This window comes from Pseudoalteromonas sp. G5_S1_54_S4, assembly GCF_054968565.1.
Genome location: NZ_JBQKUL010000052.1, coordinates 1 through 16,929, shown reverse-complemented (window position 1 = coordinate 16,929; position 16,929 = coordinate 1). Strand labels below are relative to the sequence as shown.

General features: G+C 40.0%; 15 protein-coding genes. 2 read left to right on the top strand and 13 right to left on the bottom strand.

The annotated features are described in order from the left end of the window. Nucleotides 1-91: 91 nt before the first annotated feature. Nucleotides 92-1,030: a LysR family transcriptional regulator gene (locus ACTRWE_RS16305; protein ID WP_262976994.1), complete on the top strand. Its 939-nt coding sequence runs from the start codon at nt 92-94 to the stop codon at nt 1,028-1,030. Here the strand turns inward: ACTRWE_RS16305 and ACTRWE_RS16300 are convergent. After that, on the bottom strand, nt 1,027-2,049 hold the full coding sequence (locus tag ACTRWE_RS16300; RefSeq protein WP_262976995.1) for a GGDEF domain-containing protein: 1,023 nt from the start codon (nt 2,047-2,049) through the stop codon (nt 1,027-1,029). The genes ACTRWE_RS16305 and ACTRWE_RS16300 overlap by 4 nt on opposite strands. Before the next feature lie 111 nt (nt 2,050-2,160). After that, entirely contained in the window at nt 2,161-3,024 is an 864-nt protein-coding gene (locus ACTRWE_RS16295; RefSeq protein WP_262976996.1) for a DUF6279 family lipoprotein, read from the bottom strand. 316 nt (nt 3,025-3,340) lie between these two features. Between ACTRWE_RS16295 and ACTRWE_RS16290 the strand changes: the two genes are divergently transcribed. Continuing rightward, a complete protein-coding gene (locus tag ACTRWE_RS16290; RefSeq protein ID WP_008112386.1) occupies nt 3,341-4,066 on the top strand; it encodes a tetratricopeptide repeat protein in 726 nt (241 codons plus the stop codon). Between the two features lie 63 nt (nt 4,067-4,129). Here the strand turns inward: ACTRWE_RS16290 and ACTRWE_RS16285 are convergent, their stop codons facing one another. From ACTRWE_RS16285 to dnaK, 11 genes are all read right to left on the bottom strand, one after another. Further along, nucleotides 4,130-5,548, bottom strand: a complete 1,419-nt coding sequence (locus ACTRWE_RS16285) for a coniferyl aldehyde dehydrogenase (RefSeq protein ID WP_024600917.1) — start codon at nt 5,546-5,548, stop codon at nt 4,130-4,132. 188 nt (nt 5,549-5,736) lie between these two features. Further along, nucleotides 5,737-7,212: an SLC13 family permease gene (locus tag ACTRWE_RS16280; RefSeq protein WP_462880342.1), complete on the bottom strand. Its 1,476-nt coding sequence runs from the start codon at nt 7,210-7,212 to the stop codon at nt 5,737-5,739. 11 nt (nt 7,213-7,223) lie between these two features. Next, complete coding sequence (locus tag ACTRWE_RS16275) at nt 7,224-8,180, bottom strand: porin (RefSeq protein WP_462880341.1); 957 nt, start codon at nt 8,178-8,180, stop codon at nt 7,224-7,226. A 173-nt stretch (nt 8,181-8,353) separates the two neighbouring features. Further along, on the bottom strand, nt 8,354-9,715 hold the full coding sequence (locus tag ACTRWE_RS16270) for a sigma-54-dependent transcriptional regulator (RefSeq protein WP_024600920.1): 1,362 nt from the start codon (nt 9,713-9,715) through the stop codon (nt 8,354-8,356). Continuing rightward, nucleotides 9,708-11,438 carry a sensor histidine kinase gene (locus ACTRWE_RS16265; RefSeq protein ID WP_462880340.1) on the bottom strand — a complete coding sequence of 577 codons (1,731 nt, stop codon included), beginning with the start codon at nt 11,436-11,438 and terminating at the stop codon, nt 9,708-9,710. The genes ACTRWE_RS16270 and ACTRWE_RS16265 overlap by 8 nt, the downstream gene beginning before the upstream one ends. Nucleotides 11,439-11,609: 171 nt before the next feature. Next, a complete protein-coding gene (locus ACTRWE_RS16260; RefSeq protein WP_008112375.1) occupies nt 11,610-11,873 on the bottom strand; it encodes a CBU_0592 family membrane protein in 264 nt (87 codons plus the stop codon). Between the two features lie 163 nt (nt 11,874-12,036). Then, complete coding sequence (locus ACTRWE_RS16255; protein WP_013463170.1) at nt 12,037-12,288, bottom strand: hypothetical protein; 252 nt, start codon at nt 12,286-12,288, stop codon at nt 12,037-12,039. Between the two features lie 136 nt (nt 12,289-12,424). Beyond that, entirely contained in the window at nt 12,425-12,793 is a 369-nt protein-coding gene (locus ACTRWE_RS16250; RefSeq protein ID WP_008112370.1) for a response regulator, read from the bottom strand. A gap of 182 nt (nt 12,794-12,975) precedes the next feature. Further along, nucleotides 12,976-13,437 (bottom strand): Cys-tRNA(Pro) deacylase, encoded by a 462-nt coding sequence (gene ybaK, locus ACTRWE_RS16245; protein ID WP_024600922.1) that lies wholly within the window; start codon nt 13,435-13,437, stop codon nt 12,976-12,978. A gap of 104 nt (nt 13,438-13,541) precedes the next feature. After that, entirely contained in the window at nt 13,542-14,681 is a 1,140-nt protein-coding gene (dnaJ, locus tag ACTRWE_RS16240) for a molecular chaperone DnaJ (RefSeq protein WP_090493208.1), read from the bottom strand. A 215-nt stretch (nt 14,682-14,896) separates the two neighbouring features. Beyond that, the gene (dnaK, locus tag ACTRWE_RS16235) at nt 14,897-16,813 is read right to left on the bottom strand and encodes a molecular chaperone DnaK (protein WP_013463167.1); all 1,917 of its coding nucleotides are present in this window, start codon (nt 16,811-16,813) and stop codon (nt 14,897-14,899) included. Nucleotides 16,814-16,929: the final 116 nt, after the last annotated feature.

Sequence of the window (16,929 nt, the reverse complement as noted above, 5' to 3'; positions counted from 1 at the left end):
CATAATACGGAACATACTTGATGACAAAAACAATAGATCTTTAAATTCATTAGTGCCAAAATGGCATCAATACTCACTAAGTGATGAAATAATGGATACAACCAGTCGACTATTAATGCTGCTTGAAGTGGTAGAGCAAGGCTCATTTGCAAAAGCAGCCGAAATACGAAATATTGACCGCTCAGTGATCTCTAAACAAATTAGTCGGTTAGAGGATGAACTTGGGGTAAGACTATTAAACAGAACAACCCGCTCATTCTCTCTTACAGCAGCGGGCGCTGAAATGATAAAAAAAGCGGGTGAGCTGCGAAGCCTGCTTGGCGAAACGGTGCGCATGGCAGAAAACTACCACCAAGAGCCTCGCGGCGTATTGAAAGTGACCGCATCTACTTTAATAGGTCGACGCTACTTACAGCCAGTGATCAACGATTTCCAAAAACGCTTTCCGCAAGTGGAAGTAGAACTGCGTTTAGATGACCGACTGGTTGATATTGTATCTGAAGGATTTGATTTAGCGTTTAGAGTGGGTGAACCCAAAGACTCATCATTAATTGCTCGTAAAATTGCCCGTAATCGTCTGTTACTATTAGCCGCGCCAACGTTTATAGAAACATACGGTATGCCAACAACAATCACTGATTTGGCACAATTGCCAGCAGCCAGTTATGCCAGCAACTCACTGCGGGTAGAAGGCATAAATTACTATAACCACACTGGCGAGCACTGCGAGCAAAAAATAAAAAGTGTGTTTAGAGCAAACGATGCAGAAGTATTACTGATGAAAACCCTCTCTGGCACCACCTACTTTTTAGCGCCGGCATTTATTTTAGATAAAGAAGTGATTGATGGGCAACTGGTGCCCTTACTTACCGATGTAAAATTAATGGAACACAGTGCAATGTATGCTGTATACCCACACCGAGATTTACCGGTAAGAACACGATTGTTTTTTGATGCCGTGCGTGAATACATTGGCAAAGAAAGACCGATTTGGGAAAACAGTATTCCTAATTTTGATCAAATGTATTAAGCCGCATCTGCACAGAGGTTAATATCAGAAAAAACCGCATTGCGCCCCGCATCTTTTGCCTTATAAAGCTGCTTATCTGCTTGCGCTATTAATTCAGCCAAATTTTGTTGTTGGTACTTAACTACACCAACACTGGCTGTTAAATTTATGGTTATACCATTGGCCTCAATATATTTAGTTGCAACGGCTTGTCTAAGATTTTCAGCCATTGCCAGCGCGGATTGTGCACTATCAAAATTGCCCATTAAAGAAAATTCTTCACCCCCTACCCTAAACACATACCCTTTTGCAAAAGTAATCCTAAATAGAGTTGCCAACTCAACCAGCACTTTATCTCCTACATCATGGCCATATTCATCATTTATTTGTTTAAAGTGGTCAAGATCAATTAAAAACAAGTACAGCTGTGACTTGTCTTTTATCTCCACTTCAAAATAATGACTCATAGATAAACGGTTTCCTGCTCCCGTGAGAGGATCAAGTAAAGCCAAGTTTTTAAGTCGCTTCGAAAATTCGGCCCTATTTCCTTCAAAAACATGAGAAATGACCCATATAATAATATAAATAAACAGTAAGTTGAGCGCTAGGTTAAAAGAGGAAAAATAAGGGCTTGGTAATTTATAAAGCAACACTGATGATTGCATAACCAAAAGTGTGGCCGATAACACAATACCGTATTTTCGACCAAGAAGTAGATAATACAAAATGGGTAAAGAAAACGCCCACAAAAACAAACCATTTTTAAGTGGTGCCAAAAAGGTTCCACATAGTATAACGAGCGTTACAGTCATACAAACCGTTATGGCATACCAGTTTCGTTGCTTGTTTTTAACCAATTGTATAAAAATATAAAAACAAAGTGCGGAAAAACACACCTCTAAGCCGGCTACAATATAAAAATGATTTTTTGATAGGTTAAACACAGCAAAAATAAATGACAGCAAACCAAAAAATAAACACATCCATTTTAAGACATGCTTACGTAATATTTTTGTACTGTTAAGAGCGGCTATATCCATAAAAAACTTAAATCAAAACTAATCGTTTATATTAACCCTGAAATGCAATAATCACAATTTTATGCTTAACAACCCCCTTTAAAATAAGCAAAAAGGATTGGTTAAATGCAGCTATTCTGTAAGCAGTTCATTAACTGTGCCAACCAAGTCAGCAAATTCCTCATCAACATGTGCGACTTGTTTAGGGCTTAAGGTTTGATTTAATTTAACCAGCAACTGTGCGTATGCCCTTAAATTTTCCTCATTTCTCTCAATGAGTTCAGCACTCATAAACAGCTCTCGTTCTGTAATGATAGTGCGTAACTGCTGCGCAAATTGGGCATCATCAAGGGTTTGCTGATTAAAAAGCGCTTCAAGTGCACCTAACCGAGTTAGTTTATAGTCATACCATAAATTGCTGGTACTGATATATTCACTGTTGGCTTGTGACACTAGCGTTCGCTGCTCTGAGGTGAGCTTACCAAGCCATTGTTCGTAATAGTCTAGTTGCCTGTCTAAACGAGACTGCTGATGCTCCTCTTTGGTTAATGAAGCGTGCTCTTTTATTTCGTCATTAATTTGATCGCGAATGTTTTCTATCATTTCACTGCGTTGTGATGGAGTTAACGTTTTTGCCAGCTCGATTAAGGGATCACTCGCGTACAAAAGTAAATTGCGCCAATGCTGCTTTACCTGCGTTATTTTTGCCATTAACTGCGCTGTATCGGCTTGTTTATCGAGCAACTGCCTTAAGTCGAGTAAATCGGCTTTATATTTTGGTAACTCAACCTCTCGGTGCCAATCTCGGGTGTTATTAATAATCACTTTTAACTGCGTTGATTGGCTTTTGTTTAAGTCGACATAATCGTCTATCCAAAACGAAGACAGCCAACCAAGGTTGTTATAAGCAAAGGAGGTAGAACAACTGGCAATAAACAATAAACTGGTTATAAAAATAATTTTGCTTAGTTTTATATTTTTTAAATTATTTAACATTAACAGACCCCGTTTTATGATGCTTTGGTTGCCAAAAATCATCATAAGTAATTATGTAAGCTATTGCTCGCTTTTATTTTTTTCATTTTTCTATAGAATCGCAAGCTAACGCAATTTATATCATGACTATATGCTTAAGTTTAGAATTTTTGAGCTATAGTTAAAGCTACTTGTTAATACGTTTGTATACCTAGGTTATAAACGTTGGCGTTATTAATTTAGCTCATAATTTTTTACCTATCCCTAATAGATTCACTAGGTAAGTTTTACTTTTATGGCGCTTACATAGAACGACAACTAATTTGGAGACATGCTTATGTCACAGTCTAATTTTAAAGCACTGCTACTGGCCGGTATTATGCTCGCTACCCCTCTTGCCTATGCTGGACTAGAAGAAGGGATCAGAGCTGCTAATGCGGGTGAATTTGAAGAAGCACTTAAAGAGTTTAATTATTTAGCTGACAAAGGCTATGCACCGGGTATTTACGAATTAGGTAAGCTATACGAAGGTGGCCATGGCGTTACCCGTGATTATTACAAAGCAGCTGAGCTGTACCAACAAGCCGTTAAAAAGAACCATGTAGATTCAATGTTTGCACTTGCGGTTTTATATGACGAAGGCAATGGCGTTAAATTAGACAAACAAATGGCCATAACCTTATTTGAAAAAGCAGCCAATAAGAACCTTCCCGCAGCACAGTATAACTTAGGTGTAATGTACGCAAATGGCGATGGTGTTAGCCAAGATTATAAAGCCGCCAGAACATGGTATGAAAAAGCCGCTGCTAATAATTACACATTGGCGCAGTTTAATTTAGCACTGATGTATTTTGAAGGCTTAGGAATGCCAAAAAATCTTGAAATGTCGTATGTGTGGAATACCATTGCCGAGTATAACGGCAACATGCAAGCCAGTCACAGCCGTAAACTTGATGAACGTACTATGCTTCCTAAAGAGGTAGCTGAGGCCAAAGAAAAAGCCGATGCAATTTATACCAAAATTTTAGCGGGTACTTATGCTGGCGAAGGACGCCTGTTTTAAGTTAGCTATTATAAAAGCTGAATGAAGTGATTCATTCAGCTTTTTTGTTTTAAGCGTTGCAGGCTATTTTACATAAAGCCACTTTAGCACTTTGATCAGTAATTTATTTTGTTTAAGTAATAAACCAATGCGCGGGTTAACCGAGCCAGAGACTAAGGTATTTTTTGCATGGCTAAAGGTGAGAAAACCTTCTTTGCCGTGATAATGCCCCATCCCCGAATGCCCCACGCCACCAAACGGCACATCATCGGCAGCTACTTGTATTAATGTGTCGTTTACCGCAACTGTTCCGCTGAGTGTTTGCTTAATAATGTACTGTTGCGCCTGTTTATCTTGACCTAAAATGTAAAGGGCTAATGGGTGGTCGCGTAATCGAATATAATTAAGCACGTCCTCTAATTTGTCGTAACTCATAATGGGTAAAATGGGACCAAATAGCTCTTCTTGCATTAATTGCATCTCGTCGGTGACATGCGTCACAATATGCAGACCCATACGATGCTTTTCGCCATCTTGCTGGTTTTGTTCAAGCGGTTTAGTAATTTTAGCGCCTTGCTCTTGTGCTTGCTCTAAATAACCTAACAAACGTTGATAATGTGCAGGGCTTATAATCGAGGTCAGGTTTTTCCCTTCAACACCTTGCTTAAAGTGCTTTTTATAAAGTGTGCACAAAGCTTTAATAAACTGATGTTCTAGTGCTTTAGGAACAAATACGTAGTCAGGAGCCACACATATTTGCCCTGCATTGGCCATTTTGCCAAATAATAGAGCACGCGCGGCTTTATTTACATCGGCTTTTTCTAACACAATGACTGGCGATTTTCCGCCTAGTTCTAAAGTGACTGGTGTTAAATTTTTACTGGCCGCGGCCATAACTAACTTGCCAACAGCCGTCGAGCCTGTAAACAGTAAATGCGCAAACGGCAATGATGAAAACTCACTTGCCACGTCGCTACCACCTTGAATAATGGTGCAGTGTTGCCTTAATTCACCTGCAAATATTTTTTCAATAACGGCATTGGTGTTAGGCGTAAATTCACTGAGCTTTAACATCACCCTGTTACCCGCTGCAATCGCAGTAATAACAGGTACCAATGCTAGTTGAATAGGATAGTTCCATGGTGCAATCACACCCACCACACCAATAGGCTGATAGGTGACACTTACTTTTGAGGGCCATAAGCTTAACCCCGCGCTGCGATGACTAGGCTTAGACCAGCGAGGTAGCTTTTTAATAATATGCGCAAGCCCCTGCATGGTGGGCAAAATATCACCTACTAAGGTATCAAAGGCCGTTCGGTAACCAAAATCTTTAGATACTGCAGCAATTAAGTCTTGCTCTAACGTTACAATGTTAGCGCGTACTTGCTTAAGTAAAGCAAGGCGTTGCTCAATGGGTAAGTAAGGGGTGTCTTCAAAAGAGTGCTTTAGTTCATTAAATTGTGAACGCAAAGTCCCTGTAGATAATGTATCAGTGGTCAAAATAGGCTACTCGATTTATAACGTTTTCAAGACTATAACCTTGATCTGTTACACGAGCAATAAAGAGTGATTTTGCAACATAATGAAAAGCGTTGCAAAAACACTCATAAGGTTGGTTGGAACTCATACCGATGCACTGCTTTTGTGTGCATCGGTTATCTGTTTTGTTAGTTGATTAAAGTGGGTTATTAAAAACCAAAAACCTGAGCTGCTATGGTCATTGTTACTAAGGTAATTAAAACAATAGCGACAATATTTAACACAAAGCCAGCACGGATCATGTCTTTCATTTTAATTTCACCCGAGCCAAACACAATCGCATTGGGTGGTGTGGCTACTGGCATCATAAACGCACAACTACACGCAATCGCAGCTGGAATAACCCACACTAACGGACTGCCAGTTATTGACTCAGCAACAGGCCCCAGCAATGGTAAAAAGCCTGCGGCTGTTGCCGTATTACTGGTAATTTCCGTTAAGAAAGTAATAAGTGCCACCACCACAAGAATGCTCATAACTAAAGGAATTGCACTGGCCCCCTCAATCATGTTGGCAATGTAGACAGCTAATCCAGATGATTTAATTTGCGAGGCTAGCGTCAAGCCCCCCCCAAATAAAAGCAACACACCCCACGGCACTTTAGCGGCACTTTCCCAATCTAAAATACGCGCATCACTGCCTTTATTTGCAGGAAGTACAAATAATAATAATGCCGCTGCAATTGCAATACCGGTATCTGAAATTTTAAGCCCGGTCACATCGCCTAGTAATGGTCTGAATATCCAACAAACAGCTGCAAACGCAAATACAAACAACACGCCCTTTTCAGCACGTTGCATTTCACCTAATTCTTTTAGCTGAGAAGAAAATACCGTTTTAGTATCAATTCGCTTGTTCGCTTGTACATTCGCATCGACCTTATAAGTGAATTTAGTTAACCAAATCCAGCTGATCAGCAACATACCGAGCGCTAAAGGCACACCAACAATCATCCACTCGGCAAAGCCAATTTCAATCTGATAACTGTCTGATAGGTACGCCGCCATTAATGCATTTGGTGGAGTACCGATTAAAGTAGCAATACCGCCAATACTCGCGCCATAAGCAATCGACAGTAAAAGGGCTTTACCAAAACCTTCATTACTAGGATCTGAGCTTTTAACTAAATGGGTAATAGATAAAGCGATAGGTAGCATCATTACTGCTGTAGCGGTATTAGACATCCACATTGATAAAAATGCAGTCACTAACATCATCGCTAAAATCTGTAAGCTTGGTTTTTTACCTGCATAAAGCATAGTTCTTAATGCAATACGCTTGTGTAATCCCCAACGCTCCATCGCTATTGAGATTAAAAAGCCACCTAAAAATAAAAAGATCAGCGGATGCGCATAAGGCGCTGCAACACTTTTTATCGCGGCTATATCAACAATCGGCGAAATCACTAAAGGGAGTAACGCAGTAGCAGGAATAGGCACTACCTCACTCACCCACCACGAGGCCATCCAAAATGCTAAGCCTGCGGTTTTAAATGCTGCCGCCGACATACCTACTGGCGGCTCAACTAAGCAAGTAAGTAGCATGACACATGGGCCAAGTAACAATAACAGCCATTGCATAGATGGCTTTTTATTCGCGTTATTTTCTAAAATACGTTTTGTCATTTGTTCAGCCCTTAAAATTTATATTTAAGACCAAGCGCAACACTGTTATCAGCATTTTCTTCTAGGTCGAGGTCAGTGTACAAAAGGTAAGCGGTAGTTTGCTTATCAAAAATGTAGTCTACACCAGTAGTCCATTGGGTAGCGTCTGAATCTTGGCGCAATTTTGAATCATCTTTTGCAAATTGTACTTTAGGTACCCATTTGTCTAACTTATAGCTTGCGCTTAGTACATAACCGTTGCCAGACTTAGCGCCGCCAATCGATTCTGAATGCTGGTACAATGCCCCTAATTGTAATTTTTCAAACTTATACACACCCGCAATACGGCTTGCTTTAATGTTATTAAGCGAATCAACGTGGCTGATTGAAATAGAGTAAGGTGTTTTATTTAAACTACGGTCACCATAAATCAGGGTTGCCGCAAATCCTGCTTCGTTATCTTTGTTGTCATCTTTTGGCGCATAGGTAAATAAAAACTGCGCGTTATGCCAATACTTAGAGGTATAAGTAATGGTGTCGCCTAATCGGTCTTGTCCGGCAATAACTTGTGAAATATCTGCTTGGGTTTCGTTAAAGTTATCAAGCTTACCTTCTGAATATTTAAAGCGCGTGTCGTTTCGCCCAACCACCACTTCACCAAACGCACCTTTTAGGCCAAGGTAAGTATTACGTGCTGCGAAAGGCTCATTGGTGTCGTCGTGTTCAAAACCTTTTACTTGAACTTCGTATTTAAATACCGCGGTAAAATACTCATTTAATTTATGGTTACCTTTAATGCCAATACGCGAAAAAGGGGCATCTATTTGCGTGCCTTCGTCAGCGTAACGCATTATGCCTGTGTCGGTGTTAGCAATTTGTACTTCGGCTTTACCATACACTGTGTAGTCTGCTGCAAAAGTGGTTGCAGGTAACGTGGCAACACTGCATAACGCAGCAAGTACTGAACCTTGGAATAGATTGTTTTTCATTATGTGTCCTAATTATGTGATGCTACTTGTTGTCTGCACCTACAAAGCAAGAACATGACCAACTAAAAATAATAAATATTTTCAGTAAGTTAAAAAATAAAGGTTTAAAAATAAACACTGAAATGTGCGGGTTTCCACACATAAAAAACACTCAACATCACCATTTCCACCCATTAATCGGTGAACATATCTCGATTAAGGTTATATTTACTCATTTTATCGTAGAGGGTTTTACGCGCAATTTGTAAGGTTGTCATGGTGTCTTTAATGCTGCCATGGTTAAGCTCTAGCGCCTCTTCAATTAAGGATTGCTCATAAAAGCTGACCTTTTCGGCTAGGCTCAAATCTAATGATAGCGTGCTGTTGCTTGAGTCACTTTGTGCAAATGCCAGATCGGGGCCTAGCAATACCGCGCGCTCGGCTTGATTTCTCAATTCCCGCACATTGCCAGGCCAATCGTGCGCTAGTAAACGTTGTTGTAGTTCTATATTGAGCGCCCCTAACGGTTTATGAAAGCGGGTCGCAGCTATAGAGCTAAAATGCTTAAATAACAGTGGAATATCTGCTTTTCTGTCTCTTAATGCAGGAATACTGACTTTTACTAAACTCAATCGGTAATATAAGTCGGCTCTAAACTCACCTTTTTCTACCAGCGAAAGTAAATCGACTTTGGTGGCTGCGACAATACGAATATCAAGCTCTATCGCTTTATTAGCACCAACGGGGGTTACTTTTCTCTCCTCGAGTACCCGTAGTAATTTAACTTGAAGCGATAAAGGAGTGCTTTCAATTTCATCTAAAAAAACGGTGCCGCCTTGTGCAAACTCAAATTTACCTTTGCGATCGTGTGTTGCGCCAGTAAAGGCTCCGCTGATAGCCCCAAACAGTTCGCTTTCTATTAATTGCTCTGGGACTGCGCCACAGTTAATAGCCACAAACTGACAGCTTGAACGGTTACTATGATCGTGTAAATAACGGGCAACCAATTCTTTACCTGTGCCAGTTTCACCTTCAATCAGCACATCAGCCGGAGTATCAATCACCGTGTTGAGTAAGTTCATCATGTGCTGCATTTTAAGGGTCTCGCCTAAAATGCGCACACCAGGCGCGGAGGTCTTTTCAACCGCACGCTTCAGCGCTCTATTTTCCATAACTAAAGCACGTTTATCTGAGGCTCTGGCGATACAATCTAATAAATTTTCGTTCAGTGGTTTTTCAAATAAATCATACGCGCCTAGTTGCATCGCTTTTACCGCAACAGAAACATCAGCATAACCGGTTAAAAATATCACTGGTAGTTCGCTATCAAATGCTTTTACCTGCTCAATAAACGTTAAACCATCCATAGTGGGCATGTTTATATCACTGAGTACAATGCCACAAAAACTACGATTTAAGCGACTTAAGGCAACACTTGCATCACTGAAACACTGTACCTCATACCCCTCAAGCGTTAATAACTGATTCAATGAATCGCGGATCATCGCTTCATCATCAATAACAATAATCTGTTTGCAAACAACGGCTTCAATCATTTTTAGTGGCCTCTATGCTTGATAAACTAATAATAAATTGCGCACCGCCTTCAGGGCGATTATGTGCAGTTAAGTAACCATTAAATGATTCAATAATTTGCTTTGAAATCGATAAGCCCAGCCCTAAACCGTTACTTGATTTGGTACTATAAAAAGGTTCAAAAATAGACCCCAGTACATGATGCTCAATACCAGGGCCACTATCTAATATAGAAAGCTTAACGCGCTCTTCAAAGCGTTCAACATCAAAACTGAGCTCTCTAACTTGCTCACCTTTCATTGCCTGTGATGCATTGGTGATCACATTAACCAATACTTGTTCAAATTTTAACGCATCGACCCACACCGTGATCTCTTGCGAAAACTGCGGTGCACTTACGTTAACATCGTCTTGTTTAAGTTGCGGATGGGTTATCATCAACGCATTGTTTAATAACGCCGACAGTGGATGAGGTCGCAGTTGCATGGTCGCCGGTTTACTAAAGTGTTTAAGCTGCGCCACTATTTTATGCACCCGCTCTACTAAATTCTCAATAATGATTAAGTTTTCATTTAATGCGTTGAGCTTTCCTTTTTTTAGGAAAATTTTAGCACTGGCTAAATAGGTGTTCATTGCGCTGAGCGGTTGGTTAATTTCGTGATTAATGCCCGCACTCAATTGCCCAATAGTGGCTAATTTTGCCGACTGTACTAATGCGGTTTGGGCTTTTTCGAGTGCTTGGGTACGCTCTAGTACTTCGAGCTCTAAACTGTGACGCGAATACAGTAATTTTTTATATCCGGCAAAGCGTGCCAATAAGCTATATCCAACAAAAATAAACACCCAATAAAATAACACTAGCCATAGTAATCTAGGCACCTGTAAGGCATTAATGTTTGAAATATCAACAAGCACTGTCATGGTTGCATTCAGATGAGTTAAGGGTCTTGAGGCGGCAACGTATTCATCTTTAGCAATTTTAAATTGCTCAATGCCTTGGCTTTTGTAGCGCTGTTGTTTAATTTGTAACGGTTGATGATCTAAGTAAGCACGGCGCTGTTTAATATCACGACGCGCGGTAATATCAAGCTCTGTAAAACTATTTAAACGCCATGCGGGTTCATCTGACATGGCAATAATATTATCGGCAAGTTGCAAATAAAAATGGCTTCCTTTTGAGGTATTTAAAAGCGAACGATCGTTTTCAAATTTAGCGACATTAATTTTAAGCGCCACCACACCAATGGCTTTTCCATCTAGGTAAATAGCTTGAGAAAAATAAATTCCGCGCTCTTTTGAGCGCTGACCAAGTGCAAAGTATGCGACCTTTTCACCGGCAAACGCTTGTTTAAAATAAGGTCTAAATGCAAAGTTACTACCTAAAAATGTATAGTCGGTTTGCCAGTTACTACTGGCAATAACATCGCCATGAGTATCTAGTATGTATACATCTGAGGCACCACTGGCTTGTTGAATATCAGCAAGGTAATTGTTAATTGCATTAAAGTGTTGTGATTCATTATTAGTAAAACGAATCAATACGTTATTTTCAGTTAGCAGCTGAGGGATAGCCGCAAATCGAGCGAGTTCGTTATCGATATAATTATTTAATTGGATGACTTGTTGATCAGCTTCAATTTTGGCTTGCCCTAAATCATAAGCACGACCAAACGAAAAGGTGACCACCAATAATAGTACTAACAATATACAGGCAAAAATAATTTTTTTGGGGATGGAGAACATAAACGCCTATGACAACTATGATGCCAATAATAAGTAATAGCCAATATTGTAACGAGTTATCCCCCTTTGCAGAAGAAACTTTTTGTTAACAATTGTACTAAAACTAAAAAACCGTGAAATATTACATTCCACGGTTTAATCACCTTTTAAGGTGTGCTGTTTTAGCTTAATTTACGCTTTTGCAACGACAGGTTTGTCTTTAAAATATTTGTATAAGCCAATTAATGAGGCTGCAATCCAAAATATTTCAATCACAAAGCTTGCTAAGTTAAAGTTATAACAAAGGCTAATAAGTAACAAAATAGCGCCACTTAAATTCATTAAGTTATACGTTAAACTTTTAGGTGAAACTTTATTTAGTTGCAGTAAAAAAAATGAACCAACCACTAAAAAAGTGCCACTCATACCAACAATATCAAATAAAAGTGCGATCACACGTCTATCCTTTTCCATTTTAAAACCCAACTGACTGGCCCAATCCATGGGGAGGGTTTTTTTCAATCATTGAAACAGCAAAACCAGCGAAGTTTACCAGCGAAATAAAAGCAAACAAGGGCTTATGTCCGCCCCTCACTACTTTAGACTATAAACAAAACGTTTATTTAAACGTGACTTTACCACCAATCATTTTATAGGCAGGGGTCCCTCTTATAATTGTGGGGCGGGCAAAAGGTCGTTCACAGCCTGGGCATACGCATTCAGTATGGGTGTGATCTTGGGTTATTCTTTCTATAAAACATTTTACTAAAGCACCTTTGCCACCTTTACGGTATTTGAATAACGGTGCCTTACACGCAGAACAAAATATATCGACCGTTTTTGTAGGCCCTTTTTTATTGGGCTTAGCCATACTTCCTCAATAATTACTTTACGATTAGTTAATAGCATAATGCTATCACATCAGCGGTAGAAAATAATGAACGGCTGTTGCGCTAATATATTTTTTAAACAGTCGGTAGATAACTCTACTTTATGAACGATTCGCTTTAGGCTTTTATCGATAAACGGGTTAATTGAGCTGATAACACATTCATATTAAAAGGCTTCACGATAAACCCTGACACTTTAGCATTAATCGCTTTTTTGACAGTCGAAGAACTATCTTCACAGGTCACCATAAGTACAGGAAGGTTTTTCAGCTCGGCATCTTTTCTAATATTATCAAGTAAAGTAATGCCATCCATTTTAGGCATATGAAGGTCTGTTATAACCAAATCAAACATTTGATTTTGCAGTATGTTTAATGCTTGAAGCCCATCTGTGGCTTCAACAATATCTTTATAATCTAACTGCCTTAACATATTAATTAATACATGACGCATTAACGGCATATCATCAACAACAAGTATTTTCATGCGTATGTTTTACCAAAATAGCTGCGAGCAAATTTTCATTAAAACAAAGTAAAGGCGACACGCCAATCTAAAAGGTATTAACAAAAACGTGTTATGTGTAGTAACAACATTAGTTAACAATACCTATTGCCGCAAGTAATCAGATGGATACTTGTATCCCCTTATTTTAGCTAAACAAAAGTTTAAAAAACTGCAAACGAAGCTTGGGTTATATGTGCTAAACTTTTTGCACTTAGTGTTACTTCTAACCCTCGTTTTCCGGCACTAACATATATCATTTCAAAATCTAACGCACTGGAGTGTATGTATGTTTTTAGCCGCTTTTTTTGGCCAACGGGGCTTACTCCTCCCAAAATATAACCGGTACTCGCCTGCACTTTTTGTGGGTCTGCCATCATCACTTTTTTTACTGCACAAAGCTTCGCAAGCTGTTTTAAGTTAACCTGCTGAGTGACGGGAGTCACCGCTACAATAAGCTGTTGCTCTGAGGTTTCTAGCACTAGGGTTTTAAATACTTGGGCGCTGTTAAGATTAAGCTTTTCAACCGCTTCGAGGCCGAAATTAGTATTGTTTATATCGTGCTCGTAACTAAGTATGTCAAACTTAATATCGCTTTTTTTTAGCTGCTCTATAGCGGGGGTCATCTGATAAAGTCCAAAATAAATTTCCCTAATAATTTAGCACATTAAACATAAAAAAACGGCGCTAAAAAAGCGCCGTTTTTATTAGGGTCTATTGATCCGACTAATTACTTAGTTAAGTCATCAAAAAACTTTTTAACCCCATCAAAAAAGCCTTGCTCTTTAGGGCGGTTTTTTGAGCTGTCTTTGCCCATACTTTCATCTAATTCTTTAAGTAAGTCACGTTGACGCTCGTTTAAATTAACTGGCGTTTCAATCACAACCTTACAAATTAAATCGCCTTGAGCACCACTGCGTACTGACTTAACACCTTTGCCACGCATACGGAACATTTTGCCCGTTTGTGTTTCTGACGGTATTTTAAGTTTTGCACGCCCATCAAGCGTTGGCACTTCAATTTCACCGCCAAGGCCTGCGGTGGTAAAGCTTATTGGTACTTCACAATATAAATTATTAGCTTCACGAACAAATATTTTGTGTTCACGAACAGATACTTGCACATACAAGTCACCTGCTGGTGCACCATGCATGCCTGCTTCGCCTTCACCTGATAAGCGAATACGATCGCCAGTATCTACGCCTGCTGGGATTTTAACCGATAGCGTTTTAGTTTTTTCTACACGGCCTTGCCCATGACATTTATTACAAGGATCTGAAATGATCTGACCTTGTCCATGACACGTCGGACAGGTTTGCTGCACGGCAAAAAAACCTTGTCGCATTTGTACTTGGCCTGCACCATGACAGGTTGTACATGTTTTTGGTTTAGAGCCCGCTTTAGCACCACTGCCATCACATGGTTCACAACTAACCCAAGTAGGTACTTTAATCTCAACTTCTTTACCACGAACCGCTTCTTCTAAGCTTAAGTCCATGTTGTAACGTAAATCTGAGCCACGTTGCTGGCGTGATTGACGTCGACCACCGCCGCCACCAAAAATATCACCAAATACGTCACCAAAAATATCACCAAAATCACCTTGGCCGCCGCCAAAGCCACCGTGACCACCGCCACCACCTTGTTCGAAGGCTGCATGGCCGTATTGGTCATACATTTGACGCTTTTGCGCATCAGTCAGTATTTCGTAAGCTTCTTTAACTTCCTTGAATTTAGTTTCAAGGTCTTTATCACCGGCGGTACGATCGGGGTGATATTTCATCGCTAAGCGTTTATACGCTTTTTTTATGTCTCGCTCACTCGCATCTTTGCTTACGCCGAGGACTTCGTAATAATCGCGTTTTGACATATCTATCACACTACTCTTTTCTATTTACAGCGTTAGCTGCTGGACAAACCGATAAATCATATCGATTTATCATTGAATTTTTAAAGCGTTTTATTCACTTCTCTTTACATGCAAAAGGCGCGTTAAGCTTTAGCCTACGCGCCTCATGTGTTCATCCTAACTCAAACACTTGATTTGGTCATGTGTTTTAAATTAGCGAGAAGCGTTAGCAACAATTACTTGTCGTCTTTAACTTCTTCGAACTCTGCATCAACAACATCGTCATCTTGCTTAGCTGACTGTTGTTGTTCACCAGCGTCACCACCAGCTTGTTGTGCTTTAGCTTGAGCGATTTCCATTAGCTTTTGAGACTTTTCAGCAAGCGCTTGCGTTTTCGCTTCAATCTCTGCTTTGTCATCACTCTTAATTGCTGCTTCTAGGTCAACAACAGCCGCTTCAATCGCGTCTTTGTCTTCGCTTGGCAGAGCATCACCCGCTTCTTCAATTTGCTTACGTGTACCGTGAACAAGTGCATCAGCTTGGTTACGTGCAGCTACTAACTCTTCAAACTTTTTATCGTCTTCAGCGTGCGCTTCTGCATCACGAACCATTTTTTCAACTTCTTCATCACTTAAGCCAGAAGAGGCTTGAATAGTGATTTTTTGCTCTTTACCTGTATCTTTATCTTTTGCAGATACATGTAAGATACCATCGGCATCAACATCGAATGTTACTTCGATTTGTGGCGTACCACGTTGTGCTGGGCGAATGCCTTCTAGGTTAAATTGACCTAGCGATTTGTTATCACTTGAACGTTTACGCTCACCTTGTAACACATGAATAGTTACTGCAGATTGATTATCTTCTGCTGTTGAGAATGTTTGCGATTTCTTAGTAGGAATCGTTGTGTTTTTCTCAATCAGTGCTGTCATTACTGACCCCATCGTCTCAATACCTAGAGATAATGGTGATACGTCTAGTAATAGTACGTCTTTCACGTCACCTGCAAGTACACCACCTTGAATCGCAGCACCCACAGCTACCGCTTCATCAGGGTTAACGTCTTTACGTGGCTCTTTACCAAAGAACTCAGCAACTGTTCTTTGAACAAGTGGCATACGCGTTTGACCACCCACTAGAATGATATCGTTGATATCGTTCACAGATAGGTCAGCATCAGCTAATGCGCGTTTAAGCGGTTCAATCGACTTAGTCACTAAGTCTTCAACCAGTGACTCAAGCTTAGCACGTGTTAATTTCACGTTCATGTGCTTAGGACCTGATGCATCAGCGGTTACGTACGGAAGGTTAACTTCTGTAGATTGTGCTGATGAAAGCTCAATTTTTGCTTTCTCTGCTGCTTCTTTAACACGTTGCATTGCAAGCGGATCATTTTGTAAATCGATACCTTGATCTTTCTTGAATTCAGCAACTAAGTAGTTGATTACACGGTTATCAAAATCTTCACCACCTAAGTGAGTGTCACCATTTGTCGCAAGTACTTCAAATGTGTGCTCGCCTTCAACTTCATCAATTTCAATGATTGATAAATCGAAAGTACCACCACCTAAGTCGTATACCGCTACTACGTTTTCGCCACGGTTTTTATCCATACCGTATGCAAGGGCTGCAGCTGTTGGCTCATTGATAATACGTTTTACTTCAAGACCCGCAATACGGCCCGCATCTTTTGTAGCTTGACGTTGTGAATCGTTAAAGTATGCCGGTACTGTGATTACCGCTTCAGTTACTTCTTCACCTAAGAAGTCTTCAGCCGTTTTCTTCATTTTTTTCAGTACTTCAGCAGAAATTTGTGGTGCAGCGCGTTTTTCACCGCCTGCTTCTACCCATGCATCGCCATTATCTGCTTTGATAATTTTGAAAGGCATGATGCCGATATCACGTTGTACTTCTTCGTCTTCAAAGCGACGACCAATTAAACGTTTGATTGCAAATAACGTGTTTGTTGGGTTAGTTACCGCTTGACGTTTTGCAGGTTGACCTACTAACGTTTCACCGTCTTGCGTATAAGCAATAATAGACGGGGTTGTGCGATCGCCTTCCGCATTTTCAATAACACGTGCTTTGTCACCATCAAGTACTGCAACACAAGAGTTAGTAGTACCTAAATCGATTCCAATAATTCTACCCATGAATCTTCTCCAACTTCTAAATTCGTTAATACATTCGATGACTAGTTAATAGGGATGCCACAAACTTAATTCAACTGTAAAAATGAAAAAAAACGCATTTTTTTTAATTTATTTAC